This window comes from Variovorax sp., from assembly GCF_035634955.1.
GTDB lineage: Bacteria > Pseudomonadota > Gammaproteobacteria > Burkholderiales > Burkholderiaceae_C > Variovorax.
The window spans coordinates 86,784-111,900 of the sequence record NZ_DASQBZ010000015.1; the positions used below are offsets into that span (position 1 = coordinate 86,784).

At 66.3% G+C, this 25,117-nt stretch carries 21 protein-coding genes; 13 read left to right on the forward strand and 8 right to left on the reverse strand.

The window, feature by feature from the left end; translation table 11 throughout:
* Positions 1 to 993 carry a tripartite tricarboxylate transporter substrate binding protein gene (locus VES41_RS05410; RefSeq protein WP_324813966.1) on the reverse strand — a complete coding sequence of 331 codons (993 nt, stop codon included), beginning with the start codon at positions 991 to 993 and terminating at the stop codon, positions 1 to 3.
* Positions 994 to 1,027: 34 nt separating this feature from the next.
* Positions 1,028 to 2,170 carry an acyl-CoA dehydrogenase family protein gene (locus tag VES41_RS05415; RefSeq protein WP_324813968.1) on the reverse strand — a complete coding sequence of 381 codons (1,143 nt, stop codon included), beginning with the start codon at positions 2,168 to 2,170 and terminating at the stop codon, positions 1,028 to 1,030.
* A 174-nt stretch (positions 2,171 to 2,344) separates the two neighbouring features.
* Here VES41_RS05415 and VES41_RS05420 point away from each other — a divergent pair, with 174 nt between their 5' ends.
* Positions 2,345 to 3,160 (forward strand): FadR/GntR family transcriptional regulator, encoded by an 816-nt coding sequence (locus VES41_RS05420; RefSeq protein WP_324813970.1) that lies wholly within the window; start codon positions 2,345 to 2,347, stop codon positions 3,158 to 3,160.
* Between the two features lie 78 nt (positions 3,161 to 3,238).
* Here VES41_RS05420 and VES41_RS05425 read toward each other — a convergent pair whose 3' ends face one another.
* Entirely contained in the window at positions 3,239 to 4,585 is a 1,347-nt protein-coding gene (locus tag VES41_RS05425; protein WP_324813972.1) for a short-chain fatty acyl-CoA regulator family protein, read from the reverse strand.
* A gap of 205 nt (positions 4,586 to 4,790) precedes the next feature.
* Between VES41_RS05425 and prpC the strand changes: the two genes are divergently transcribed.
* The 4 genes from prpC to VES41_RS05445 all read left to right on the forward strand — a co-directional run bounded on the left by prpC (position 4,791) and on the right by VES41_RS05445 (position 10,740).
* Positions 4,791 to 5,960: a bifunctional 2-methylcitrate synthase/citrate synthase gene (gene prpC / locus VES41_RS05430; RefSeq protein ID WP_324813974.1), complete on the forward strand. Its 1,170-nt coding sequence runs from the start codon at positions 4,791 to 4,793 to the stop codon at positions 5,958 to 5,960.
* A gap of 84 nt (positions 5,961 to 6,044) precedes the next feature.
* A complete protein-coding gene (acnD, locus tag VES41_RS05435) occupies positions 6,045 to 8,672 on the forward strand; it encodes a Fe/S-dependent 2-methylisocitrate dehydratase AcnD (protein WP_324813976.1) in 2,628 nt (875 codons plus the stop codon).
* A complete protein-coding gene (gene prpF, locus VES41_RS05440; RefSeq protein ID WP_324813979.1) occupies positions 8,673 to 9,851 on the forward strand; it encodes a 2-methylaconitate cis-trans isomerase PrpF in 1,179 nt (392 codons plus the stop codon). It begins immediately after the preceding gene.
* Positions 9,852 to 9,879: 28 nt separating this feature from the next.
* Entirely contained in the window at positions 9,880 to 10,740 is an 861-nt protein-coding gene (locus VES41_RS05445; RefSeq protein ID WP_324813981.1) for an isocitrate lyase/PEP mutase family protein, read from the forward strand.
* Here VES41_RS05445 and VES41_RS05450 read toward each other — a convergent pair.
* Complete coding sequence (locus tag VES41_RS05450; RefSeq protein ID WP_324813984.1) at positions 10,731 to 11,681, reverse strand: LysR family transcriptional regulator; 951 nt, start codon at positions 11,679 to 11,681, stop codon at positions 10,731 to 10,733. The two genes, VES41_RS05445 and VES41_RS05450, sit on opposite strands and share 10 nt — an antisense overlap.
* A gap of 108 nt (positions 11,682 to 11,789) precedes the next feature.
* Here VES41_RS05450 and metE point away from each other — a divergent pair, with 108 nt between their 5' ends.
* The gene (metE, locus tag VES41_RS05455) at positions 11,790 to 14,114 is read left to right on the forward strand and encodes a 5-methyltetrahydropteroyltriglutamate--homocysteine S-methyltransferase (protein WP_324813986.1); all 2,325 of its coding nucleotides are present in this window, start codon (positions 11,790 to 11,792) and stop codon (positions 14,112 to 14,114) included.
* Here the strand turns inward: metE and VES41_RS05460 are convergent.
* Entirely contained in the window at positions 14,101 to 14,475 is a 375-nt protein-coding gene (locus tag VES41_RS05460) for a hypothetical protein (RefSeq protein WP_324813988.1), read from the reverse strand. The genes metE and VES41_RS05460 overlap by 14 nt on opposite strands.
* Positions 14,476 to 15,120, reverse strand: coding sequence for a hypothetical protein (locus VES41_RS05465; protein WP_324813990.1), 645 nt, complete (start codon positions 15,118 to 15,120; stop codon positions 14,476 to 14,478).
* Positions 15,121 to 15,392: 272 nt separating this feature from the next.
* On the opposite strand from VES41_RS05465, the gene VES41_RS05470 reads away from it, so the two are divergent.
* The 6 genes from VES41_RS05470 (at position 15,393) to VES41_RS05495 (ending at position 21,837) form a co-directional block, all read left to right on the forward strand.
* On the forward strand, positions 15,393 to 15,887 hold the full coding sequence (locus tag VES41_RS05470) for a sigma-70 family RNA polymerase sigma factor (RefSeq protein ID WP_324813993.1): 495 nt from the start codon (positions 15,393 to 15,395) through the stop codon (positions 15,885 to 15,887).
* 58 nt (positions 15,888 to 15,945) lie between these two features.
* Entirely contained in the window at positions 15,946 to 17,133 is a 1,188-nt protein-coding gene (locus VES41_RS05475; RefSeq protein ID WP_324813995.1) for a FecR family protein, read from the forward strand.
* Between the two features lie 127 nt (positions 17,134 to 17,260).
* Complete coding sequence (locus VES41_RS05480) at positions 17,261 to 19,660, forward strand: TonB-dependent receptor (RefSeq protein WP_324813997.1); 2,400 nt, start codon at positions 17,261 to 17,263, stop codon at positions 19,658 to 19,660.
* Positions 19,661 to 19,711: 51 nt separating this feature from the next.
* On the forward strand, positions 19,712 to 19,984 hold the full coding sequence (locus VES41_RS05485) for a hypothetical protein (RefSeq protein ID WP_324813999.1): 273 nt from the start codon (positions 19,712 to 19,714) through the stop codon (positions 19,982 to 19,984).
* Positions 19,985 to 20,002: 18 nt separating this feature from the next.
* Complete coding sequence (locus VES41_RS05490) at positions 20,003 to 21,559, forward strand: PepSY-associated TM helix domain-containing protein (protein ID WP_324814001.1); 1,557 nt, start codon at positions 20,003 to 20,005, stop codon at positions 21,557 to 21,559.
* A complete protein-coding gene (locus tag VES41_RS05495; RefSeq protein WP_324814003.1) occupies positions 21,553 to 21,837 on the forward strand; it encodes a DUF3325 domain-containing protein in 285 nt (94 codons plus the stop codon). The genes VES41_RS05490 and VES41_RS05495 overlap by 7 nt, the downstream gene beginning before the upstream one ends.
* Before the next feature lie 16 nt (positions 21,838 to 21,853).
* Here the strand turns inward: VES41_RS05495 and VES41_RS05500 are convergent, their stop codons facing one another.
* Together VES41_RS05500 and VES41_RS05505 are read right to left on the reverse strand one after the other, a co-directional pair.
* Positions 21,854 to 23,434: a class I adenylate-forming enzyme family protein gene (locus VES41_RS05500; protein WP_324814005.1), complete on the reverse strand. Its 1,581-nt coding sequence runs from the start codon at positions 23,432 to 23,434 to the stop codon at positions 21,854 to 21,856.
* Entirely contained in the window at positions 23,431 to 24,240 is an 810-nt protein-coding gene (locus VES41_RS05505; RefSeq protein WP_324814008.1) for a crotonase/enoyl-CoA hydratase family protein, read from the reverse strand. Before VES41_RS05505 ends, VES41_RS05500 begins: the two co-directional genes overlap by 4 nt.
* A gap of 78 nt (positions 24,241 to 24,318) precedes the next feature.
* Here VES41_RS05505 and VES41_RS05510 point away from each other — a divergent pair, with 78 nt between their 5' ends.
* Entirely contained in the window at positions 24,319 to 25,107 is a 789-nt protein-coding gene (locus VES41_RS05510) for a PaaX family transcriptional regulator (protein WP_324814010.1), read from the forward strand.
* Positions 25,108 to 25,117 lie beyond the last annotated feature (10 nt).

Genomic DNA, 25,117 nt, shown 5'->3' on the forward strand with positions numbered 1-25,117 from the left:
TCAGTTGGCGCTGATGTTGTTCTCGCGCACGACCGGCGTCCAGCGCGCGACGTCCTCGGTGATCATCGCGCCCAGTGCCTTGGGCGTCGCTGTCGCTGCAATCAGGCCGAAGCCGAAGAAGCGCTTCTCGATGTCCGGCGTCTGCACCACCTCGTTGATGCTCCTGTTGAGCTGGTCCACGATCTGCGCTGGCGTGCCCGCTGGCGCGAGAATGCCGAACCAGGTCTCGGCCTTGTACCCCTTGAGCACGCTGCCCACCGCGGGCGCGCCGGGTGCCAGGGGCGATGGCTGCGCCGAGGTCACTCCGAGAAGGTGCAGCCGCCCATTCGCGATGAACTCGTTCATGGTGCTCGAAGCCGTGGTGATGAGCATCTGCACCTCGCCGCTGATGACGGCATTGGTGGTGGGCGCCTGGCCCTTGTAGGGCACGTGTGTCATCTTCAGCCCCGCCGTCTTGGCGAACAGCTCGCTCGACAGGTGCCCGAACGAGCCGACGCCGGCCGACGCATAGCTCAGGGGCGACGGCTGCTTCTTCGCGTAGTCGATGAAGGTCTGCAGGTCCTTGGCGGGGACCTGCCCGTTGATCACCACGAACAGCGGTGCGGTGGAGACCAACGCCACGGGCGCAAAATCCTTCTCGCCGTCGAAGCCGGCGTTCTCCATGACCTTCGGCGTGACCGAGACGATGCCGCCGTTGACGAAGAAGAGCGTGTAGCCGTCCGCCGGCGCCCGGGCCACTTCGCGCGCGGCCAGCACGCCGGCCGCGCCGGGCTTGTTGTCGACGATCACCGGCTGGCCGAGCTTTTCCTGCAGCGGCGCCTGGATCGCCCGCGCCATGATGTCGGTGGTCCCGCCGGCCGGGTAAGGCACCACCAGGCGGATCGGCTTGTTCGGAAACGCGGGGGCGGCCTGAGCCCATGCGGCGGGCACCTGGACGCACATGGCCAGCAAGGTGGCCGCGGCCGCCGACGCAGCCCTGATCATCTTCTTCATTGCGTTGTCTCCTTCTTCCGTTGTCGTGTGCGTCTCAGGCGGCCAGCAGTTGCTTGGCGATCACCACGCGCTGGATCTGGTTGGTGCCTTCGAAGATCTGCGCCAGCTTGGCGTCGCGCATCATCCGCTCGACCGGATAGTCCTGCGTGTAGCCGTACCCGCCGAAGACCTGGACCGCATCGGTGGTGACCTTCATGGCCATGTCGCTGCCGAAGCACTTGGCCATGCTGGCCAGCAGATTCAGGCGTTCCCAGTCGCCGGTGTCGCCGGCGCGCGCGCATTCGTAGACGAGCGCCCGCGCGGCCTCGATCTGTATGGCCATGTCCGCCAGCATGAACTGCACGCCCTGGAACTCGGCAATGCTGCGCTTGAACTGCTGGCGCTCGCGCGCGTACTGCAGCGATGCATCCAGCGCGCCTTGCGCGAGGCCGACGCACTGGGCGCCGATGGTCGGGCGGTTGAGGTCCAGGGCACGCATCGAGGCCTTGAATCCCTTGCCCTCCTCGCCGATCAGGTTCTCGGCTGGCACGCGCACGTTGTCCAGGAAGATGGGCGTGTTGGGCGCGCCGCGCCAGCCCATCTTGCGTTCGTGCCGGCCGAAACTGACACCCTTCATCTTGCGCGGCTCCACCACGAAGGCGCTGATACCCTCGGCGCCCGACTCGCCACTGGTGCGCGCCATGACCACGATGTATTCGGCTTCCACGCCGTAGCTGCACCATTGCTTGCGGCCGTTGAGCACGTAGCTGTCGCTGTCGCGTACCGCGCGCGTCTTCATCGCGCCGACGTCGGAACCCGCCTGCGGCTCCGAGATGGCGATGGCGGTGACCACGCCGCCTTCGGCCACGCGCGGCAGGAAGCGGCGGCGCTGCTCCTCGGTGCCGAAGTGCAGCAGCGGCATGATGAACATGGTGTTGAGGCCGGCAATGGAGCCGCAAGCCGGCGACACGCGCGAGATCTCCTCGCGGGCAATGCACATCATGGTCAGGTTGCCGTCGGGGCCGCCGTAGGCCTCCGGCACCCACAGCTGCATCAATCCCATCTCGCCATACAGCTTGACCAGCTCGGTGGGGAAGCGATCGGTCTCGTCGATCTCCGCTGCGATCGGGGTCACGTGCTTGGCGACCATGCGGCGAATGCTGTCGCGAAAGGCCAGTTGCTCTTCGGTGAAATTCATCAGGCGCGTCCTTGGAAGGGAGGTGGGAAGTGACCGGAAGGGGTGATAAAGGGCTACCATTGAATGGTAGGTCCATTTATATTGAGACCAAAATCGCCATGCGTCAACCCGGGGTGCCCTCATGTACGCTCGGAAACCCTTTTCCCGGTCCACCGCTCCGATGCCAAATCCGCCATGAGCCTCTCCCCGTCTTCGCCTTCGCCCGTCGCCTTCGAGCCCATCCAGAGCCGGCGAACCTTCGAGGAAATCTGCGACCGCATCCGAGCGCGCATCGAGGCCGGTGACTTGCGCCCGGGCGACAAGCTGCCAGCTGAACGCGAGCTGGCGGTCCAGCTCGGCGTGGGGCGGAACGCGGTGCGCGAGGCGCTGCGCAGTCTGGAGATCGCGGGCATCCTTCAGCTGCGCAAGGGTGTCAAGGGCGGCGCATTCATTCGCAGCGGCGACCCGGCACGCATGGATGCGGTGGTGCGCGACATGTTCAGCCTGGGGTCCATCACCATCGACGAGCTCGCCGAGGCGCGCGAACACGTGCAGGACCTGACGGTGCGCCTGGTTTGCGAGCGCGCCACCAGGCAACAGATCGACGCGCTGGCCGCGAACATCGACCGGACGGAAAAGATGACGCAGACGGGCAACTACCTCGATCGCGTCGAATGCTCGCGGGAGTTCTATCGTCTGCTTGGCGCAGCCACCGGCAATGCCGTGCTGGCGATGATGGTCCAGTCCGTCACCGAGATCCTGATGCAGTTCGTCTACGCCCGCGTGGCGGCCGGAGGCCCGCCCCAACCCCGGCTCGTCGCAACCCGTCGCAAGTTTCTAGCGGCCGTAGAGGCGCGGGACGCCGACACCGCGGTGCGTCTCATGCGCACACACCTGCAATCGGTGCATCGGATGCTGCGCGACTCCCTGGAGGGTTCGCGCGCCACCGAAAGGGACCGGGGCGAGCGCCACCCGGGCGGCCCGACGGCCGCAGCAGCCGGGCGTCGGTAGCGGCCTCGTCCGACTACGGTTCAAGCTCCTTTGGAAGCCGCTCCGCGCAGATCGGAAAGGACCTCACAACAAAAGAGTTCAGCGCGTCCTTGCCTGGCTGTGCGGCGGCGCAAATCCATAGGGCGTCAGCCTGCTTTGGTTCTCGTCGATGTCCAGCGCCCGGCCGACATAGGGAAATGCCCGCTGCGGGCAGCGTTCGCGCTCGCAAACCTTGCAGCCCATGCCGATCGAGAAGGTCCTGCGTGGCGATTCGTAACCGCCCTGGCCGCGTGAAATGGAGCGCGCCACCCACAGATAGCGCCGTCCATCGGGCATGCTGGAAAGCTGGGCGAGGATCCGGTCCGGCTGGGCGAAGGCCTCGTACACGTTCCATAGCGGGCAGGTGCCGCCGGTGCGGCTGAAATGGAAATGCGTGGCGGACTGGCGCTTGGAGATGTTCCCTGCGCGGTCGACGCGCACGAAGAAGAACGGAACGCCCGGTGCGTCCAGGCGCTGCAGCGTGCTCAGGCGGTGGCAGACAGTCTCGAAGCCGACGCCGAAGCGCTGCTCGAGCAGTTCGATGTCGTAGCGCAGCGACTCGGCGGCCGACCGGAACGGCTCGTAGGGCAGCAGCAGCGCGCCGGCGAAGTAGTTGGCAAGGCCGATGCGCGCAAGCTTGCGCGAGGCGGCATCGCCGGACAACTGCGGCACGTCGATCAAACGATCGATGGTGTCGGCCTGCTCCAGCAGCGCCAGCTGCGTTCCCAGCTGAAACGCCTGCTGCGACGCATCCAGTTCGGGCGCAAGCTGCAGCGTCTTGCGCTGGGGAGAGAAACTGCGCTTGGCCTGCTGTGCGCTGTCCGTCCAGTCGACGCGAATGCCGTGTCGTCCGAGCCGCTGGACCAGCCAGTCGGTCAGGCGCCCGCCATGGGCATCCGCCTCGGCCGCCAGCGACTCGGCGGATCGGTCCAGCACGTCGAAGTAGTTCTTGTGCGCGAAGAAGAAATCCCGCACCACCTCGAACGGCATGGCGACCGGCGTGGCGGCGTCCGAGCGGCCGTCTCCCAGGCGCAACGACAGCATCTCGATGCGCTCCATGGCCTCGAGGTGGCGACGATGCAGCGCCAGCACGGCTCGTCCGAGCGCCGGCATCTGCGCCGCGACCTCCTGCAGCTCGGGCAAGGCGACGGGCTCGGCGGCGTCGGCCAGCGCCTGCTTGAGCCCGGCCATCAGCCGCGACTCCTCGTCTTCGGAGAACTCCTGGATATCGACGCCGAGCGCGCGATTGATCTTGAGAAGCACCGAGACCGTGAGCGGCCGCTGGTTCTGTTCGAGCTGGTTCAGGTAGCTGGGCGAGAGCCCCAGCGCATGCGCCAGCGCGATCTGCGACATGCCGCGCTCGGCGCGCAGCTTGCGCAGCTTCACCCCCATGAACGTCTTCTTCATGGCGCGCTTTCCAGGCCCGGTTGATTCGCAATATTCGCAATCATGTGCATCCTGTTCGCAAGAATTCGCCTTTTCAGTACTGTCGGCAGGTTCGCATTCTGCGTAAATTGCGAATCATGACAACACCCCAAGGAGCCGGCAGCTGGCGCTGGCGGGGCCGCCCGACCCCCATCGACCGTCCCTGCCTGAATCCGGAGACCCAACGATGAGCACCACCACCGCGGACGCCCGCCCCGTCGCCACTTTCAAACCCAAGAAATCCGTCGCCCTGTCGGGCGTCACGGCCGGCAACACGGCCCTGTGCACCGTCGGCAAGACCGGCAACGACCTGCACTACCGCGGCTACGACATCCTGGACATCGCCGAGGTCTGCGAGTTCGAGGAAATCGCCCACCTGCTGGTGCACGGCAAGCTGCCCACGCGCGCCGAGCTCAAGGCGTACAAGGCCAGGCTGAAGGCCCTGCGCGGCCTGCCCGACGCCGTGGTCGGCGCGCTCGAGGCGCTCCCGGCGGCCGCGCACCCGATGGACGTGATGCGCACCGGCGTCTCCGTGCTGGGCTGCGTCCTGCCCGAGAAGGAAGACCACAACCTGCCCGGGGCCCGCGACATCGCGGACCGGCTCATGGCCTCGCTGGGCTCCATGCTGCTGTACTGGTACCACTTCAGCCACAACGGCAAGCGCATCGACGTGGAGACCGACGACGACTCCATCGGCGGCCATTTCCTGCACCTGCTGCACGGCGAGACGCCCGGCGAAGGCTGGGTGCGCGCCATGCACACCTCGCTGAACCTGTACGCCGAGCACGAGTTCAATGCGTCCACCTTCACCTCCCGCGTGATTGCCGGGACAGGCAGCGACATGCATTCGGCCATCGCCGGCGCCATCGGCGCGTTGCGCGGCCCCAAGCACGGCGGCGCCAACGAGGTGGCCTTCGAGATACAGAAGCGCTACGACAGTCCCGACGAGGCCGAGGCCGACATCCGCCGCCGTGTGGAGGCCAGAGAGGTCGTCATCGGCTTCGGCCACCCGGTCTACACCGTGAGCGACCCGCGCAACGTGGTCATCAAGGGTGTGGCCCGGCGCCTGTCTCAGGATGCCGGCTCGACCAGGATGTTCGACATTGCCGAGCGGCTGGAAACCGTCATGTGGGAAGCGAAGAAAATGTTCCCCAACCTCGACTGGTTCAGCGCCGTGAGCTACCACATGATGGGGGTGCCGACCGCGATGTTCACGCCGCTGTTCGTGATCGCACGCACCAGCGGCTGGGCCGCGCACGTGATCGAGCAGCGGCTGGACAACAAGATCATCCGCCCGAGCGCGAACTACACCGGCCCGGAAGACCAGGCGTTCGTACCGATCGACTCGCGCAGCTGACCGGCCGCCCCGCAGCGGGCCTTTCCAGCCGCCGACAATGCCGTGCAGGCGGGCTCGGCGGGCCGCCTTTTCCTGACTCGCCCCATGAACAGAAAACATCGCAAGCCCTTGCCCGGCACGGAGCTGGACTACTTCGACGCGCGTGAAGCGGTCGACGCCATCGAGCCTGGCGCCTGGGACAGGCTGCCCTACACCGCGCGCGTGCACGCCGAGAACCTCGTGCGCCGCGCAGATGCCGCGCAGCTGGACGACTACCTGCGCCAGCTGGTCGGGCGCAAGCGCGAGCTCGACTTTCCCTGGTTCCCCGTGCGCGTGGTCTGCCACGACATCCTCGGGCAGACGGCGCTGGTGGACCTGGCCGGCCTGCGCGATGCCATTGCCAAGGCAGGCGGCGATCCGGCGGCCGTGAATCCGGTGGTGCCGGTGCAACTGATCGTGGACCACTCGCTGGCCGTCGAGTGCGGTGGCTTCGACCCCGATGCCTTCGCCAAGAACCGCGCGATCGAGGACCGGCGCAACGAAGACCGCTTCCACTTCATCGAGTGGACGAAGAAGGCCTTCGCCAACGTGGACGTGATCCCCGCGGGCAACGGGATCATGCACCAGATCAACCTGGAGAAGATGTCGCCGGTCGTGTACGTGCAGGACGGCGTGGCCTTCCCCGACACCTGCGTGGGCACCGACAGCCACACGCCGCACGTCGACGCGCTGGGCGTCATCGCCGTCGGCGTGGGCGGGTTGGAGGCAGAGAACGCGATGCTGGGCCGCGCCTCGTGGATGCGCCTGCCCGACATCGTGGGCGTGGAGCTCACGGGCCGGCGCCAGGGCGGCATCACCGCCACCGACATCGTGCTGGCGCTGACCGAATTCCTGCGCAAGGAAAAGGTGGTGGGTGCGTATGTCGAGTTCCACGGCGAGGGCGCCGACAGCCTGTCCGTCGGGGACCGCGCGACCATATCCAACATGTGCCCCGAGTACGGCGCCACCGCCGCGCTGTTCGCCGTCGACGGCCAGACGCTGGACTACCTGCGCCTGACGGGCCGCGACGAGCAGCAGGTGCAACTGGTCGAGACCTACGCGCGGACGGCCGGCTTCTGGGCCGACAGCCTGCGCGGCGCGCAATACGAGCGCGTGCTGACGTTCGACCTCTCGACCGTCGTGCGCAACATGGCGGGTCCATCGAACCCGCACCGCCGACTGCCCACCTCGGCGCTGGCCGAGCGCGGCATCGCCAGCGCCGCCAGGCTCGAGCTGGCCCGCGCCGAGGAAGCCCGGGGCCTGATGCCCGACGGCGCGGTCATCATCGCGGCCATCACGAGCTGCACCAACACCAGCAACCCGCGCAACGTGATCGCCGCCGCCCTGCTGGCGCGCAACGCGAACCGGCTGGGCCTGTCGCGCAAGCCCTGGGTCAAGACCTCGCTGGCCCCGGGTTCCAAGGCCGTGGAGCTGTACCTGGAGGAAGCCGGGCTGCTGCGCGACCTGGAGAAGCTGGGCTTCGGCATCGTTGCCTTCGCCTGCACCACCTGCAACGGCATGAGCGGCGCACTCGATCCGGCGATCCAGCAGGAGATCATCGAGCGCGACCTGTACGCCACGGCGGTGCTGTCGGGCAACCGCAACTTCGACGGGCGCATCCACCCCTATGCGAAGCAGGCGTTCCTGGCCTCGCCGCCGCTGGTGGTGGCCTATGCCATCGCCGGCACGGTGCGCTTCGACATCGAGAACGACGTGCTCACCGTGGCGGACGGCAAGGAGATTCGCCTCAAGGACATCTGGCCGAGCGACGAGGAGATCGACGCCATCGTCCAGGCCGCCGTCAAGCCCGAGATGTTCCGCAAGGTGTACGGGCCCATGTTCGCCATCCGCCGGGACGACGGGGAGAAGGTTGCGCCGCAATACGACTGGCGCCCCATGTCGACCTACATCCGCCGCCCGCCGTACTGGGACACGGAAGGCGTCGGCGCGCTGGCCGCCTTCCCGCGTACGCTCAAGGGCATGCGCCCGCTGGCCTTGCTGCCCGACAACATCACGACCGACCACCTCTCGCCTTCCAACGCCATCCTGGCGAGCAGCGCGGCTGGCGAGTACCTTGCGAAGATGGGCCTGCCGGAAGAAGACTTCAACTCCTACGCCACGCACCGGGGCGACCACCTCACGGCGATGCGCGCCACTTTCGCCAACCCGCAGCTGGTCAACGAGATGGCCGTGGTCGACGGCCAGGTGCGGAAGGGCTCGTTCGCCCGCGTCGAGCCCGAAGGCCCGGTCATGCGCATGTGGGAAGCCATCGAGACCTACCTGGACCGTCGCCAGCCCTTGATCATCGTCGCCGGCGCAGACTACGGCCAGGGCTCCAGCCGTGACTGGGCCGCCAAGGGCGTGCGCCTGGCCGGCGTCGAGACCGTGGTGGCCGAAGGCTTCGAGCGCATCCACCGCACCAACCTGATCGGCATGGGCGTGCTGCCGCTGGAGTTCAAGGCGGGCGTGAACCGCCTCACGCTGGGCCTGGACGGCACGGAAACCTACGACGTGACCGGCGAACGCACCCCGCGTGCCGACCTCGTGCTGGTCATCCACCGCCGCAACGGCGAGGCAATGCAGGTGCCCGTGACCTGCCGGCTCGACACAGCCGAGGAAGTCTCGGTCTACGAAGCCGGCGGCGTGCTGCAGCGCTTCGCCCAGGACTTTCTCGCGAGCAACCAAGGAGCCTGAATGGCCTTCGCACCGCAGATCAGGATTCCCGCCACCTACATGCGCGGCGGCACCAGCAAGGGCGTGTTCTTCCGCCTGCAGGATTTGCCCGAATCGGCGCAGCGGCCCGGCGCCGCGCGCGACATGCTGCTGCTGCGCGTCATCGGCAGCCCCGACGCCTACGGCAAGCAGATCGACGGCATGGGCGCCGCCACGTCGAGCACCAGCAAGGCGGTGATCCTCTCGAAGAGCACGCGGCCCGGCCACGACGTGGACTACCTGTTCGGCCAGGTGTCCATCGACAGTCCCTTCGTGGACTGGAGCGGCAATTGCGGCAACCTCTCGGCCGCCGTGGGGCCCTTCGCCATCGCCAGCGGGCTGATCGCCAGGGAGCGCATTCCCGAAGACGGCACATGCACCGTGCGCATCTGGCAGGCCAACATCGGCAAGACCATCGTGGCCCATGTGCCCATCGCCCGGGGGCAGGTGCAGGAAACCGGCGACTTCGAACTGGACGGCGTGACCTTCCCGGCCGCGGAGGTGCCGCTCGAATTCCTCGACCCGGCGGATGAATGCGACGGGGGCGGCGCGATGTTCCCCACCGGCCGCGTGGTCGACGACCTGGAAGTGCCCGGCGTCGGAACCTTCCGCGCGACGCTCATCAACGCGGGGATTCCCACCATCTTCCTGAACGCCCGGGACATCGGCTACACCGGCACGGAGTTGCAGGGCGACATCAACGAGGACAAGGCCGCATTGGCGCGCTTCGAGACCATCCGCGCCTGGGGTGCGGTGAAGATGGGGCTCATCACCGACGTGGCCGAGGCTGCCACGCGCCAGCACACGCCGAAGGTTGCCTTCGTCGCACCGCCCGCGGACTACGTGGCTTCCAGCGGCAAGGCCGTGCAGGCGGGCGACGTCGACCTGCTGGTGCGAGCCTTGTCGATGGGCAAGCTGCACCATGCCATGATGGGCACAGCGGCCGTGGCCATCGGCACGGCGGCGGCGGTGCCCGGTACGCTGGTCAACCTGGCCGTCGGTGGCGGGACACGCAACGCGGTCCGCTTCGGGCACCCCTCCGGCCTGCTGCGCGTGGGCGCGGAGGCCAGGCAGGACAACGGCCAGTGGACGGTCACCAAGGCACTCATGAGCCGCAGCGCCCGCGTGCTCATGGAAGGCTGGGTGCGCGTCCCGGGCTGACCCCTTTCAGTCATATTCGGAGCTAGACATGTCCACCCGCAAGCAACTCAAGCAACTCGTCGAGGCCCGCAGCGGCCTCATCGTGCCCGGCGCATTCAACGCGCTTTCCGCCAGGGTGATCGCCGACCTCGGCTTCAAGGCCATCTACGTCACCGGCGCCGGCGTGACCAACATGTGGTTCGGCATGCCCGACCAGGGCTTCATGGGCCTGGCCGAGATCGCGGACCACACGGCGCGCATCCGCGACGCGGTGGACGTGCCGCTGCTCGTCGATGCGGACACGGGCTTCGGAAACGCGCTCAACGTGGTCCACACCGTGCGCACGCTCGAGCGTGCCGGCGCCGACTGCATCCAGCTCGAAGATCAGGTCGCACCCAAGCGCTGCGGCCACTTCTCGGGCAAGGAGGTCATCAGTACCGAGGAAGCCGTCAGCAAGATCAAGGCTGCCGTCGACGCGCGCCGCGACCCCGATCTCCTCATCATGGCCCGCACCGACGCCGCCGCCACGCACGGCTTCGAGGCCGCCGTGGAGCGCGCTCAGAGATTCGCGGAGGCAGGCGCGGACATCCTGTTCGTCGAGGCCGTGACCAAGGCCGATGAGGTGCGCGCGCTCCCGCAGCGCCTGGCCAAGCCGCAGCTGATGAACATGGTGATCGGCGGCAAGACGCCCATCTTCAACGCCGACCAGCTGGCCGGGCTGGGCTTCGGCATCGTGCTGTACGCCAACGCCGCGCTGCAGGGCGCGGTGGCGGGCATGCAAAAGGCCCTGACCGCGTTGCGCGACGAGAAGGAGGTACAGGAGTCCAGCGGCCTCGTCACCCCGTTCGCCGAACGCCAGCGCCTGGTCGGCAAGCCCGAATGGGACGCGCTGGAAAAGCGCTACACCTGATCCTTCCGGGCTGAACCCCCGGCACCCGGAGCCCGTCTGCGCTTTGCCGGGACGGGGGCGACCGGATGGCGGGCGAGTTCGACGAAGGCCCGGACATAGTCGATGTCCGTGTCGGCTTCGCGCGCGCCCAGGAAGATCTGCTTGGCGATGCCGCGCGCCCCGAGCCGCACGGGCACCACGTCGTGCTTGTCGGCGTACTCCTGCACCAGCCAGCGCGGCAGCGCCGCCACGCCGCGGCCGCTGGCCACCATCTGCAGCATGATGTCCGTGGTCTCGATCGTCTTGTGGCGCCTGGGCGTGACGCCCGCTGGCAGCAGGAACTGGTTGTAGATGTCCAACCGCTCGACGTCGACCGGGTAGGTGATCAGCACTTCCCTGGTGAGCTGCGGCGGCTTGACGTAGGCGGCGCCGGCCAGGGCGTGGTTCTTGGCAACGACCAGCACCTGTTCGTAGTCGAAGACGGGCTCGAACTTCAGTCCTGGCTTGAACAGCGGGTCGGGCGTGACCAGCACGTCGATGTCGTAGCCGAACAGCGCGCCGATACCGCCGAACTGGAACTTCTGCTTCACGTCCACGTCCACGTCGGGCCAGGCGGCAAGATACGGCGAGACGATCTTCAGCAGCCACTGGTAGCAGGGATGGCATTCCATGCCGATGCGCAGCGTGCCGCGCTCGCCCTGCGCGAACTGGCGCAGCCGCTCCTCGGCCAGTTGGAGCTGGGGCAGCACCCGGTTGGCCACGGCCAGCAGGTACTGCCCCGCCTGTGTCAGCCGCAGGCTGCGACCCTCGCGCAGCCAGATGTCGGTGCCCAACTGCTGCTCCAGCTTCTTCATGCTGTGGCTGAGCGCGGACTGTGTGACGTGCAGCACTTCCGCCGCGGCGGTCAGCGACCCCTGCTTCTCGACCTCCTGCACGACGGACAGATGGATGCGTTCCAGCATGATGAATGAGCAAAACTCATGAATACGTGAGAAAGAACCATTTTACTTCATTGATTGGTCTGCCTAGCATCCGCGCTTTCCTCTTCTCCTGTTTTCTGAGAGCGGCACATGACCACGATCCACAACCTCGGCTTTCCCCGCATTGGCGCCAGGCGCGAACTGAAGTTCGCACTGGAGTCGTACTGGAAAGGCGAATCCTCGCGCGACGAGCTCAGGGCGCTGGGCGCCCAGCTGCGTCAGCGCCACTGGGAAGACCAGGCCGGCCTGGACCTGGTGCCGGTGGGCGACTTCTCGTTCTACGACCAGGTGCTGGACATGAGCTTCACGCTGGGCAACCTGCCCGAGCGCGTGCAGGGGTTCCACGGCGACGCACTGGACAACTATTTCCGGGTGGCGCGCGGCCGCTCGGCCAAGGGCGCGGACGGCCATGCGGCCTGCTGCGCGGGGGTGGCCGCTGGGGAGATGACCAAGTGGTTCGATACGAACTACCACTACATCGTCCCCGAGTTCACCGCGGCGACGCAGTTCAAGCTCGATGCCACGCGCCTGCTGGAACAGCTGGCCGAAGCCAGGGCACGGGGCGTGAACGCCAAGCCCGTGATCGTCGGCCCGGTCACGTACCTGGCGATTGGCAAGGCCAAGGACGATTCGAACAAGCTGGCCTTGCTCGAACGGCTGCTGCCCGTGTACGCCGAGCTGCTCGACACGCTGGCCGCGCAAGGCGTGGCATGGGTGCAGATCGACGAACCCATCCTGGTGACCGAACTTGCGCCTGACTGGCAGCATGCGTTCAACACGGCCTATCACCAGATCAAGGGCGCCAAGGTCAAGCTGCTGGTGGCGACGTACTTCGGCCATTTGCAGGAGAACGCCTATCTCGCGGCCAACCTGCCGGTGGCCGGCCTGCACGTCGACGCCGTCAACGACCGCACGGGCGTGCAGCCGCTGATCAACCTGCTGCCGACGCACAAGGTGCTGTCGCTGGGCGTCATCAACGGCCGCAACATCTGGAAGACCGACCTCACGGCAGTTCTTGACTGGATCGAGCCGCTGGCCGAGCGCCTGGGCGAACGCCTGTGGATCGCGCCCTCGTGCTCGCTGCTGCACGTGCCCGTGGACCTGAACAGCGAACGCAAGCTCGACGGCGAGGTGAAGTCGTGGCTGGCGTTCGCGCTCCAGAAGCTCGACGAACTGCGTGTCCTCGGCAAGGCGCTGCGCGAAGGCCGTGACGCCGTGAAGGAAGCGCTTGCCGCCAACCAGGCCGCGCTGGCCTCGCGCCGTGCCTCGCCACGCGTGAAGAATCCGGTCGTGCAGGCGGCCGTGGCGCGCATCACTGCCCATATGGGCGAGCGAGAAAGCACCTATGCCAGGCGCGCGGCCAAGCAGGCCGCCTTGCTGAAGCTTCCGAAATTCCCGACCACCACCATCGGCTCCTTCCCGCAGACCCCCGAGATCCGCCACGCTCGCGGCGAGTTCAAGGCCGGCCGCCTGGACCATCCGGGCTACTTGGCGGCGATGCGCGCCGAGATCGAGCGCAGCGTGCGCGAGCAGGAAAAGCTCGAGCTGGACGTGCTGGTGCACGGCGAGGCCGAGCGCAACGACATGGTCGAGTACTTCGGCGAGCAGCTCGACGGCTACGCGTTCAGCCAGTTCGGCTGGGTGCAGTCCTACGGTTCGCGCTGCGTGAAGCCGCCGATCCTGTTCGGCGACATCAGCCGCCCGCGTCCGATGACCGTGGAGTGGACCACGTACGCCCAGTCGCTCACCCGCAAGCCCATGAAGGGCATGCTGACCGGCCCGGTGACGATCCTCAACTGGTCCTTCGTGCGCGATGACCAGCCGCGTTCGGCCTCGTGCAGGCAGCTCGCGCTGGCCATCCGCGACGAGGTGCAGGACCTGGAGAAGGCCGGCGTGCAGGTGATCCAGATCGACGAGGCCGCACTGCGCGAAGGCCTGCCGCTGCGCAAGTCGCAGTGGAACGAGTACCTCGACTGGGCGGTGGAATCGTTCCGCATCACGGCCAACGGCGTGCGCGACGAGACCCAGATCCACACGCACATGTGCTATTCGGAGTTCAACGACATCATCGCGTCGATCGCCGACATGGACGCCGACGTGATCACGATCGAGACCAGCCGGTCCGACATGGAGTTGCTGGCCGCGTTCGAGAACTTCCAGTACCCCAATGAAATCGGCCCCGGCGTGTACGACATCCACTCGCCCAACATTCCGACGCAGGAACACATCGTGCAGTTGATGAAGAAGGCGGCAGAGCGGGTGCCGGCCGAGCGCTTGTGGGTCAACCCCGATTGCGGCCTCAAGACCCGCCAATGGGGCGAGGTGATCCCGGCGCTGACCGCCATGGTCGGAGCAGCCAAGACGTTGCGCGCGAAGGGCGGCGCTCAGTGGCAGTCGCCAGCTATCGAATCGTGAGCTTCAGCACGTAGTTGACGGGGGACACGGCCTTCATGGTCTGGAACACGCTTACTTCGTAGGTCTTCCTGGTGCTTCGAAACTGAAGACTGTCGCGGCCGTCCGCAACGCCGTCGACGGTGAACGCGACGGCGTTGCCCGCGGAGCTGACGGACAGTTGAACGTTCTGGCCATCGCCGGTGCTGAAGCGCAGGCAATCCACCCCGTCCGCAGGGGCGGTGCCGCGAACATCGGCCGAGCTCGCGCCGCGTTCGAACTTGATGGTCCGGCATTTCTCCTGCGCCGCGGCCGATGCCGCGCCGAGGGCGAACGCCAAGGCGGCGGCCATTGGGACGAACGTCGTGGCGAGGCGCCGAATCATTCAGGTCTCCTTGCCGGGCAGCAGCCAGAGCGGCGCGGAGGACTTTCCTGTCCTTGCCACTTCGCCGCAGTAGTCGGTCTTGGAGAACTTGCCCTTCGCGCGGGCCGAGGGCACCGACGTCCACTTGACGTTGAGGGACTCCTGAAGCGTACCGTCCTTCGAGATGCTGGTCGCGGAATCGTCGCGTTCGCCGAATCCCGTCGTGACGGCACCATTGGCCTTGTGCGCATCGTCCACGGGCCACGAACACACCATCAGGTACCGCGGCGCCTGCTCGCCCGTCATCGGCGGCTTCGGCGTCTCGAACTTGCGCCTGACGGTCGAAAGGCTTTGCGTGGGCTGATACTCGGTGCGACCGATGAACGTGACATTGCCGGCATCGTCCACACCGAAGGCCGCCGCGCCGCCCGGGTTCTGTGGATTGCCTGGAACGATGACGCTTGCGTGCAGTATGTACCGCTGGCCCTTGCTCTTTCCCCTGTAGACGGTCGTTCCCATCACCCATGCGGAAATCGGTGGGTCTGCCGGCGCGGGGGCTTGGGAAAACGCGGGGGCCGAGCTGGCGGCCACGGCTGCGGCCAATGCCAGCCTGGCAATGCGGCCGGGTCGGTCGCCGGCTGCGGACATACGCTCGATGGCATGCATGGCGCTTCCTCGTTGTGCACCCGCCCGAGGGCCGTCCGGGAACGAGTGACTTCGCGCGAGCCTAGCGCAGATGCGCGACGCGTGAAACTGGCCAGATGGGCGATGAGCTTCAGGCACGATCGCTCACTTCCGTTAGGTCAAGCGCGAATTCCCGAGTGGGCTGGAGACCAGATACTCATTGATAATGCGACCCATTCGTAATTGTTGACTCGGCTCTCAGCCTCTCTTGCAGTCGCTCCCTGCAGAGTGCGCCAGCCGCCATGGGACGTGCCTTGCTGGAGCGCTATTACCGCGAACTGCTGAACTTTCTGCACCGCCAAGTCGATGACCGCGACACGGCGGCTGACCTGGCGCAGGAGAGCTACGCCCGCGTGCTGGCCGTCGAACACGCCGGACGCGGCATCCACAATGCGCGCGCCTTGCTCTACCGGACCGCTCGCAATCTGCTGGTCGACCAGCACCGGCGCGCCGAGGTACGTCGGCACGATGATCTGGACGCGATGCCGGAGGCCGAGCAACCGACCGCGCCACGGCATCTGCAGCCCGACGCCGCCCTGGCGTCGCAGCAGTTCGTGCGTGCTTATGTCGGCGCTATCGAAGGCCTGCCCCCTCGCTGCCGGGAGGCGTTCGTCCTGCACATCTTTGACGAACTGACCTATGCGCAAGTCGCCCAGCGAATGGGCATCTCCGTCAGCATGGTGGAAAAGCACATCGTGCGAGGCATGCTGGCCTGCAGGCAGTGCGAGCGCGACGTCGATACAAGGTGAGATATCGACACCCCTCGTGCGTCTACAGTCTCAAGTGCTGCCGCTGTCCCCGCCCCGCATGAACTCGCCTACCCAAGCTCACGATGCTGCCGACCACGACGCGGGCGCGGACGCTCGCGCGTTGGAAATGTTCGCGCAGGACCATGACCCGATCGAGCTGGCCGCTGCCACCTGGGCGGCGCGGCGGCACAACGGTCTGAGTGCCGAGGCCCAGATCGAGTGGCAGGCGTGGCTGTCTGCCGACCCCAGGCATGCCGTGGCCTATGAGGGCATCACGGCGACTATGGGGCGCGTTCGCTTGATGCCCGCTGAAGACGTCACCGCACTCAAGTCCGGCCTGACGGGGGCCCCGAGAAAGCGCATTGCGACGCCGCTTGCGCCGCCATTCCGCAAGACCGCAAGTCAACCCGCGGAACGCGGGAAATGGCGCCGCGGCCGCGGCCCGTTGTTCGCGCCGGCCGCCGTTGCCGTCCTGGTGGTGGCGGTCGTCGGAACGAGCTGGCTGGGCTTGGACAGGTGGCGAAGCTTGCCGATCTACGAGCACGCGTTTGCCACCGAGCGCGGCCAACAGATCGTGGCCACCCTGCCTGACGATCCGACGCACGGGAGCACGGTGCAGCTGGACACCGCCACCCGGTTGGACGTGCGCCTTTTTCACAGCCGTCGCGAGGTCCATCTGACCGAAGGCCAGGCGCTGTTCTCCGTCAGCTCGGACAAGGCGCGGCCGTTTCACGTGCGTGCCGGGAATCTGCTTGTCACGGTGGTCGGCACGCGCTTTTCCGTCCGGCATACGCATTCGGGGCTGGATGCCGGACGGACGGTGGTATCGGTAGAAGAGGGGAGCGTCCGAGTGAGCCGAGCGGCACCACCCGCACAAGGCCGCGACGGCGGGGTGGAGAGCAGCGAGGCGATCGACAAGCCCGTGGACCTTGCGGCCGGCCAGATGGTGGTGGGCGACGACAGCGGCATCGGACCGGTGACGCCGGTGTCTCCGGCGGCCAGCGCTTCATGGCGCTCCGGGCGTATCAGCTTCGACAGCACGCCGCTGGCACTGGCCCTGGCCGAGTTCGAGCGCTATCGCAGCACGGGCCTGGTCATCAACGATCCCGCTGTTGCCAAGCTCAAGGTGGGAGGCAGCTACAACGTCCAGCAGCTTTCGCGCTTCACCGATGCCTTGCCTCATGTGCTGCCGGTTCGCCTGGTGCCCCACGGCGACGTCACCGAAATCGCGCTTCGGAAGCCTTGAATTCTTCTCGATTTGTGGTGTCGCGACCTGAGGGTTCGCTCGGGCTGATGCGTCTTCAGCGGTAGGAGCAGGCGGAACTCCTCGAGGCCGCCTGAAAAAAGACCATCTACCGAGGAGATACCGATCCATGCGCGCCGCGCGTTTCAACCCTGCCCCGCTGACCCTGGCGGCTGCCATTGCCGCGACCTTCGCCGCAGGCATCACGCCCGCCGCACATGCCCAGACCGGCGTCGCAACTCCGGGCGCCACAGCGCTCTCGATTCCTGCGCAGTCGCTCGCGCAGGCGCTCAACGAGCTGGCTCGACAGGCCAACTTGCAGATGAGCTTCCCGGCAGCCCTGGTAGCCGGAAAGACCGCGCCGGCCGTGTCGGGTCGCCTGACAGCGACCCAGGCGCTGGAGCGGCTGCTGGCCGGCAGCGGCCTGGAGGCGACAGTCGACGGTTCGGCCGTGCTGGTCAGGCAGGCCCCGACCGGCCAGACGAGCGCACCCAGCCTTCCGGTGGTCCAGGTGACGGACTCGGCCACCCGGCTGCCTGACGCCTACCCCGGTGGGCAAGTGGCGTACGGCGGCCGCATTGGGCTACTGGGCGACAAGGACATGCTGGACACCCCGTTCAACTCGACGCAGTACACCTCGCAGCTGATCGACGACCAGCAGGCGCAGAACCTGGGTGATGTCCTGCTCAACGACCCCACGGTTCGGAACACCTACTCACGCGGGTCCGGGCGCGACGAATTCAATATCCGCGGATTCACGCTGTTCAACTACGACGTCTCCTTCAACGGGCTGTACGGCCTCTCTCCGCGCAATTCCAGCTCGATGATCGGCATCGAGCGCGTGGAGGTCCTGCGCGGTCCCAACGCCTTGCTCAACGGCATGGCGCCTGCGGGTTCTGTCGGTGGCGCCATCAACCTCGTGCCCAAGCGGGCCGGCGCAGAAAATCTCAACCGGCTGGCACTCTCCTATATCGATGACGGTCAGTTCGGCACCCAGTTCGACGTCGCGCGTCGCTTCGGCGCGAACAGGGAATTGGGGGTGCGCGCCAACGCCCTCTACCGGTCGGGCGACACGCCCATCGACCACTCCAGCGAAAGCGTGGACGCCTTCGCCCTCGGCGTCGACTACCAGGGCGATCGCGTGCGGCTGGAGGCCGACCTAACCTACCAGAACCGACTGACGTATGCGCGCAGCGGCCTGTTGTTCCCGCCCGAGGCGGGCATACCCATCGGCCCGGCCCCCGATGCCAAGACCAACTTCCTGCCTGAGTGGACGTACTGGAAGACCAAGGAACTCTCGGGCATGGTGCGCGCAGAGGTAGACGTGGCGCCCGGTGTGACGGCCTGGGGAGCCATCGGCGCGCAGCAGTACGACTTCAGAAGCCTGCAGACCAGTTGGCTGATGCTGGACACCCAAGGCGAGATCGCCGGACGTCCCGCGCGGCTGAACGAGGACATTGAAACCAGGACGGCCGAGGCCGGTCTGCGCGGCAAATTCGAGACGGGCCCGCTGCACCATGAGCCCGTGATGAGTGTCAGCACCTACGCTTCGGAACAGGGGACGCGCCGCCAGAACGGCGACATCATCTTTTCCAGTCTCTACGCGCCCGTCGACATTCCAGAGCCGAGCATCGCGATCGCCGCCGGCACACCGAAGGTGGCCGACACGCGGCTGCGCAGCCTCGCGCTGGCGGACACGATCTTCTCCAGCGATCGGCGCATCCAGGTGACGCTCGGCGCACGCAACCAGCAGGTCGAGACGTCCGGCTTCAACCCCGTCAGCGGCGCCCAGATCGCGCATTACGACGAATCTGCCGTGACGCCGATGGCGGCAATGGTGTTCAAGGCCACCGACGCGTTGTCGGTGTATGGGAACTACATCGAAGGCCTGAGCCAGGGCCCCGTCGCGCCCGATGGCGCCGCCAACGCGGGTCAGGTGTTCCCGCCAATCAAGACCAGGCAACTGGAGCTCGGCACGAAGTACGACTTTGGCACTTTTGCTGCCACGTTCAGTGTGTTCCAGATCGAGCGCCCGAGCAGCTTTCTGGACCCTTTGAGCCTTCTCTTCAGAGCGGACGGCGAACAGCGCAATCGCGGCGCCGAACTCATCACCCAGGGCGAGCTCGCCCGGGGCGTGCGCCTGCTGGCGGGGGCCGCCTACACCGATGGCACCTTGCTGAAGACGGAAGGCGGCGTCAACGACGGCCGCACCGCGCCTGCGACGCCGAAGTTCCAGCTGAACGTCGCCGGCGAATGGGACACGCCCTTCTTGCCTGGCTTCACGTTGACGGCGCGCGCATTGCGCACCAGCGGACAGTACGTGGATGTCGGCAACACACAACAGCTTCCAGGCTGGACGCGCTACGACATCGGCGCCCGGTATCGCTTCATGACCGGCAACATACCGGTCACGATTCGCGGCGCCATCGAAAATGTGCTGGACAAGAGCTACTGGCAGTCGGCAGCGCGCGAAGGTCTGACGGTCGGGGCACCACGCACGTTCCTGTTGTCGGTCTCGGCGGATTTCTGAACTGTGGATTGCGAGGCGGCCGACGGTCGCGGCAGCACCTGAAACCGTCCCATGACTTCCGCGCACTGGAATGTGTTCTCGCGATGCCTGGCGGCCGTGCTCGGCGGCTACGCGCTTGCCAGCACATTGCCCGTGGCCATCGTGGCGGCCTGCTGGGGCGGCGCAGCGCGTTCCGATGCCGTGCTGATCGCCATGCAAATGAGCTTTGCTGTCTACGCCGGCGCCATCATGTGGGCGTTCTCGGCGGGCAGTGCGCGGTCTGCATGGGCAGGGCTTGGCGTGCTGGTGTTGTTGAGCAGCCTCGTGGCATGGGCGCTCCTGTGAAATGAGGTGGTTGCGGCCATGAAGGACCGTTTCCGACAATCCATGGCGTGGCTGCACACCTGGCTGGGCCTGCTGTTCGGCTGGCTGCTGTACTTCATCTTCATCACAGGCACGCTCGGCTATCTGGACACGGAGATCGATCGCTGGATGCGCCCCGAACTGCCGGTCGCGTCCTATCCGCCTTCTCAGAAGATGGCGATCGACCGCGCGCAAGCCTTCCTGCAATCGCATGCGGCCCATGGTCAACGCTGGACCCTCACACTGCCGATCGACCGCAACGAGCCCTATCTGCACGTGTCGTGGCAAGCAGCGCGTGCGGGCGCGCCCGCTGCGTCGGGCACCGCCTATCTCGATCCTGGCTCAGGCCGACAGATCGAGACACGGGACACGGGCGGCGGTCAGGCGCTCTATCAGATGCACTGGCGGCTGCACTATCTGCCGCCACTGGGCAGTCTCTGGATCGTGGGCATCGCCACGCTCGCGTTGCTGCTTGCCCTGGTCACCGGCATCGTCGTGCACAGGAAGATCCTTGCGGACTTCTTTACCTTCCGACCGCGCAAGGGCCAGCGCTCCTGGCTCGATGCGCACAATGTGGCGAGCGTGGTGTCGCTGCCGTTCCAGCTGATGATCACGTACTCAGGTCTGATCTTCCTGATGTTCTCGTTCATGCCCCTGGTCGCCGCCGCCTGGTACGGGCCCGGCCAGGCGAGTCAGGATGTCTTCCTGGACGAGGTGTTCCCGCCGCTGGCATCGGCGCCAGCCGCTGGCCGGTCGGCCATGCTCCTGCCGCTTGATCGGCTATGGCGCGACGCGCAAGACCGCTGGGGCCCGAATGCCGTCGCCGCGCTGGAGGTGCAGGATCCAAATGACGCGCATGCCCGCGTCCACGTCATCGGGAACTTTGCCGCCGGCCCGCTTCGCGCGACGAGCATCCTCACCTACGACGGTGTGAGTGGCGAACGGTTGGCGGAGCGGCAGGCCTGGCAATCCGGCCCGAAGGCGTTGCGGGACGCGATGCTGGGCCTGCACGAAGGCATGTTTGCACCGCCTGCTCTGCGCGCCATCTATGTGCTGTCAGGCCTGCTGGGCGCCGTCATGATCGCCACGGGGATGGTGCTGTGGTGCGTCAAGCGCCGCCAGCGTGCGGAAAGGGGCCGAGACATGGCACACGCGGGACTGCGCCTGGCGGAACGACTGAACGTTGCCGTGTTCATCGGCCTGCCGGTAGCGATCGGTGCCTACTTCTGGGCGAATCGGCTCCTGCCCACCGGTATGGCGCACCGCGCCGAACTGGAGATGCACGCCTTGTTCGCTGCCTGGCTGCTGATGTTCATCCTTGCCGCGCTGCGCCCGGCGCTTTGCGCATGGAAGGAACAGGCAATCTTCGCCGCGGTGGCGTTTGGCTTGCTGCCCGTTCTGAATGCGGCAACGACCTCGCGGCACCTCCTGCAATCAGTGCCGGATGCCGACTGGGTCATGGCCGGATTCGATCTGGCCTCGCTTGCAATCGGTGCCGCGTTCGCCGGCCTCGCCTGGAAGGTGAAGCGGCACCAGGCACGGCGCACATTGTGCTGATCGCAGTCGCGCTGCTCAGTCTGTCCGTGCCGGGGATGGCCGCCCTGGCGTTCGCCATGGAGCGACACCAAACATGGCTAGCGCCCCGCTGGCGTGGCCGCAACGCGCGGTTGGCATTGCGCGCGGCCGGCATCACGCTGCTGGCGTCGGCGCTGGCATGCGCGGTGGTCGCCATTGGCTGGTCCTTCGGCGTGCTGCTCTGGCTCGGCTTGCTGACTCCTTCGGCCCTGGCGATTGTTGGAGTTCTTGCGCTTGGCCAGAAGTGCTCAGAAAGGTGAGAACGCCAAATCGCCCTCACTTCATCTGGTCACGCAGAAGCTTCCTGTTCACTTTGCCCACGGCGGTCTTGGGAATTGCCTGCGCGAAGACGATGCGCTGAGGCTTCTTGTATGACGCCAGCGATTGCGCAACATATGAGATCAAGTCCTGCTCTCCGACGGCTTGGCCCGCACGCAGGACCACCACCGCTGTGACCACTTCAACCCACTTGTCGTCCGGGGCGCCGACCACTGCACATTCGGCAATCGCAGGGTGACCAAGCAGCACGTCCTCTACCTCGCGCGGGTAGACGTTGTAGCCGCCCGAGATGATCATGTCAGACGTACGGTCCTTCAAATACAGGAAGCCGTTGGCATCAAATACGCCTACGTCGCGGGTTTTGACCCAGCCGTCGCTGGTGAACGTGTTCGCGTTCAGCTCGGGCGCGTTGTAGTAGCCGCGGACGGCCGAAGGCGCACGAACCACGATCTCTCCAGGCTCTCCCTGGGCCGCCTCGTTGCCGGACTCGTCCACCAGCTTGAGCTCGACATCGACCGAGGGCTGTCCGCACGCGCCAAGGCGCTCGCCCTCGTGGTCTTCAGGGCGCAGCACCGCCAAGCACAACGGAACCTCGGTTTGCCCGTAGTACTGATAGAAACGCTCACGCCCCCACAGAGCCATCGCTCGCTCGATCGTGGCGCGCGGCATTGGCGAGGCGCCGTAGATGACTTGTTTGAGCGACGAAACATCGGCCGCCGCAATGTCTGGCAGTTCGCACAGCATCTGAAGCATGGTCGGCACGAGGTTGATCGCCGTAATTGCGTTGTCTCTGATGGCTTGCAGGAAGCCGCGCGGTTCGAAGCCCGGCAGAACCACCGTGCGGGCACCCCTGAGCCAGAACGGCAGGACGAACACACCGCTCGCATGGATGAGCGAGGCCGCGTGCAGCATCGCGTCGTTTCGGTCCGGCGAAATGAGGTTGAGCAGGACGTTCTTGCAAATGGCCGCGTAAGACGCCTGTGTGTGCTGGGCTGCCTTCAAGGTACCGGTGGTGCCTGACGTGAACAAGGTCAGCACCACATCGTCGGGCTCGGGTACGTAGTCCAGAGGCGCGTCCGCCGAGGACTCCGCGAGCGCCAGCAGATCCGCAGCGCCGTGGTCCGCCCCCTCCAAGTGGCTGCCGAGCCCGAGAAGACGAAGGCCGGGAACGGCAGCCGCAATCTCGGCTGCGCGCGCTTGAAGGTCGGGCCCGAAGACGAGCGCCTGGACAGCCGTTTCCTGAACCATTCGCACGTGCTCGGCTGCCGAGAGCCTGCTGTTGAGCGGAACTCGATTGAGGCCCGCCTTCACACAGGCAAAGTCCAGTGGAACACTCAAGATGCTGTTGTTGACCAGGAGCGCAACGCGCTGCCTGGACCCAATGCCACATCCGCGCAGCGCGTTGCCCAACCGGTTACTCAGCAGGTCAACCTCAGAGAAGGTCAGGGATTGGCCTGCGAAGGAAATCGCGACGCGCGGGCCGTGCTGGCGGGCACCGCGTTTGATAATGTCCAGGTAGGTCGCACCTGTGGCATGCGAGTTGGTCATGCTTGTCTCCTTGCGTTGTTGGTTCTTCATGCCGCTTCCGGCGCGTCAAAACTGCCGTGACGACCCGCTCCTTGAGCGAACCGGCTCGCGCCATGCACTCCTTCGGCCAGGACCATTGGCGTGCCAATGCGTCCCTCGTTGCGCAGTGCCTCGGCGAGTTCCAGATTCCATTGCTCATAGGCAGAACGTCGATCGGCCAGCATGCATTCCTGAGGAAACGAGAGGATCTGCTGGGCCAGTTCCAAGCTCGCCTCAAGCGCTTGGCCTTGAGGGACTACCCGGTTGACCAGTCCCATGGCCAGCGCTTCGTCTGCCTTGACCGGCCGACCGGTCATGATGAGGTCGAGCGCGCGGCCCATGCCAACAATTCTGGGAAGGCGGACCGTCCCTCCGTCGATGAGCGGTACGCCCCAGCGTCTGCAAAAGACACCAAGGACGGCGCTGTGCGCAGCCACCCTCATGTCGGCCAACAAGGCCAGTTCCAGGCCGCCTGCCACCGCATAGCCTTCGATGGCGGCAATCAGGGGTTTTGACAGCATCATGCGGGTGGGGCCCATAGGGCCGGGACCTGCGCCACTTTCGTCCAAAGCCGCCCGTCGTTGGGGGTCTCCGACAGACTTGAGGTCGGCGCCCGCACAAAAGTGTTCCCCCTGACCCGTCAGAATCGCGACACGCGCCTGAGGGTCAGCCTCGAAACGTTCAAATGCCTGGCGCAACTCGACGCCCATTGGTCCATCGACCGCGTTGCGGCGCTCGGGCCTTGCCAGCGTGATGACGCACACGCCACCGATTTGCTCCACTCTTACATTGTCAGGCTCGGCCAATTGATGCTCCATGCTGCTTCGGCAGGGATGCTATGGGTTGTTTCAAAGTTTCACAACGACGGCAATTCCATGTAACTTTGAGGGATGCGTTTGAAAGCTCCCGACCTGTTACTCGACCTGCTTGGCACCAATGAGCAACCCGTGCCGACCCAGGTCCTCATTCAAGCCGGGCGGCTCATTGGCATTGGCGACGTCGCGATTCGAGTGGCGCTGGGGCGCTTGGTGGTCGACGGGAAGATCGAGCGGCACGCGCGTGCGAGCTACCGAGCCCGTCGTCCAGCGGGCGTAGCGCGCGCGGTCACGAATTGGCGAGACAAGCACTTCGTGATGGGCCCTTGGGAGGCCGGACAATGGATTGCCGTTCAGGACGCAGACGTGGCACGCGCTGAGAAGATTGTCTGGCGCCGCCACCAGTTGGCGATGGACTTGTGGGGATTCAGGCAGCTCAGAGCGGGCTTGCACGTGCGGCCCGCGAACCTGCGCCTTTCTGTCGACGAGCTGAGGGCGCAGATGACGGACGTGGGGCTTTCCCCCTCGGCGTTCGCGTTTCACATCAGCGCGTTGCCGAAGGAAATAGAGACCCAAGCGCGAGGCCTTTGGCGTGTCGAGGAAATTGTTGCCACGGACACTGCGCTGCTCAAGCGACTTCGGGCAAGCCTGCCGCGGCTCGCCCGGTCCACGCTGGATCACGCGGTGGTGGAGTCGTTTGTCTTGGGCCGGGAGGTCATCGAGTACCTGGTGCGGGACCCTTTGCTTCCGCCAGAACTCATGAAATCGGCCCTGCGCCTGCAATTGCTCGAAGCCGCACGCCGCTATCAAGACCACGGCAAGAATCTTTGGCGGCAGTGGATTGCTGAACGATTGAGCGGCGCACGTTGACGTTTGCCAG

What these genes read in the sequence shown, in the direction of transcription:
- VES41_RS05410 (WP_324813966.1), bottom strand. Translation starts at nt 993, where the DNA reads ATGAAGAAGATGATCAGGGCTGCGTCGGCGGCCGCGGCCACCTTGCTG.
- VES41_RS05415 (WP_324813968.1), bottom strand. Translation starts at nt 2,170, where the DNA reads ATGAATTTCACCGAAGAGCAACTGGCCTTTCGCGACAGCATTCGCCGC.
- VES41_RS05420 (WP_324813970.1), top strand. Translation starts at nt 2,345, where the DNA reads ATGAGCCTCTCCCCGTCTTCGCCTTCGCCCGTCGCCTTCGAGCCCATC.
- VES41_RS05425 (WP_324813972.1), bottom strand. Translation starts at nt 4,585, where the DNA reads ATGAAGAAGACGTTCATGGGGGTGAAGCTGCGCAAGCTGCGCGCCGAG.
- prpC (WP_324813974.1), top strand. Translation starts at nt 4,791, where the DNA reads ATGAGCACCACCACCGCGGACGCCCGCCCCGTCGCCACTTTCAAACCC.
- acnD (WP_324813976.1), top strand. Translation starts at nt 6,045, where the DNA reads ATGAACAGAAAACATCGCAAGCCCTTGCCCGGCACGGAGCTGGACTAC.
- prpF (WP_324813979.1), top strand. Translation starts at nt 8,673, where the DNA reads ATGGCCTTCGCACCGCAGATCAGGATTCCCGCCACCTACATGCGCGGC.
- VES41_RS05445 (WP_324813981.1), top strand. Translation starts at nt 9,880, where the DNA reads ATGTCCACCCGCAAGCAACTCAAGCAACTCGTCGAGGCCCGCAGCGGC.
- VES41_RS05450 (WP_324813984.1), bottom strand. Translation starts at nt 11,681, where the DNA reads ATGCTGGAACGCATCCATCTGTCCGTCGTGCAGGAGGTCGAGAAGCAG.
- metE (WP_324813986.1), top strand. Translation starts at nt 11,790, where the DNA reads ATGACCACGATCCACAACCTCGGCTTTCCCCGCATTGGCGCCAGGCGC.
- VES41_RS05460 (WP_324813988.1), bottom strand. Translation starts at nt 14,475, where the DNA reads ATGATTCGGCGCCTCGCCACGACGTTCGTCCCAATGGCCGCCGCCTTG.
- VES41_RS05465 (WP_324813990.1), bottom strand. Translation starts at nt 15,120, where the DNA reads ATGCATGCCATCGAGCGTATGTCCGCAGCCGGCGACCGACCCGGCCGC.
- VES41_RS05475 (WP_324813995.1), top strand. Translation starts at nt 15,946, where the DNA reads ATGAACTCGCCTACCCAAGCTCACGATGCTGCCGACCACGACGCGGGC.
- VES41_RS05480 (WP_324813997.1), top strand. Translation starts at nt 17,261, where the DNA reads ATGCGCGCCGCGCGTTTCAACCCTGCCCCGCTGACCCTGGCGGCTGCC.
- VES41_RS05485 (WP_324813999.1), top strand. Translation starts at nt 19,712, where the DNA reads ATGACTTCCGCGCACTGGAATGTGTTCTCGCGATGCCTGGCGGCCGTG.
- VES41_RS05490 (WP_324814001.1), top strand. Translation starts at nt 20,003, where the DNA reads ATGAAGGACCGTTTCCGACAATCCATGGCGTGGCTGCACACCTGGCTG.
- VES41_RS05500 (WP_324814005.1), bottom strand. Translation starts at nt 23,434, where the DNA reads ATGAAGAACCAACAACGCAAGGAGACAAGCATGACCAACTCGCATGCC.
- VES41_RS05505 (WP_324814008.1), bottom strand. Translation starts at nt 24,240, where the DNA reads ATGGAGCATCAATTGGCCGAGCCTGACAATGTAAGAGTGGAGCAAATC.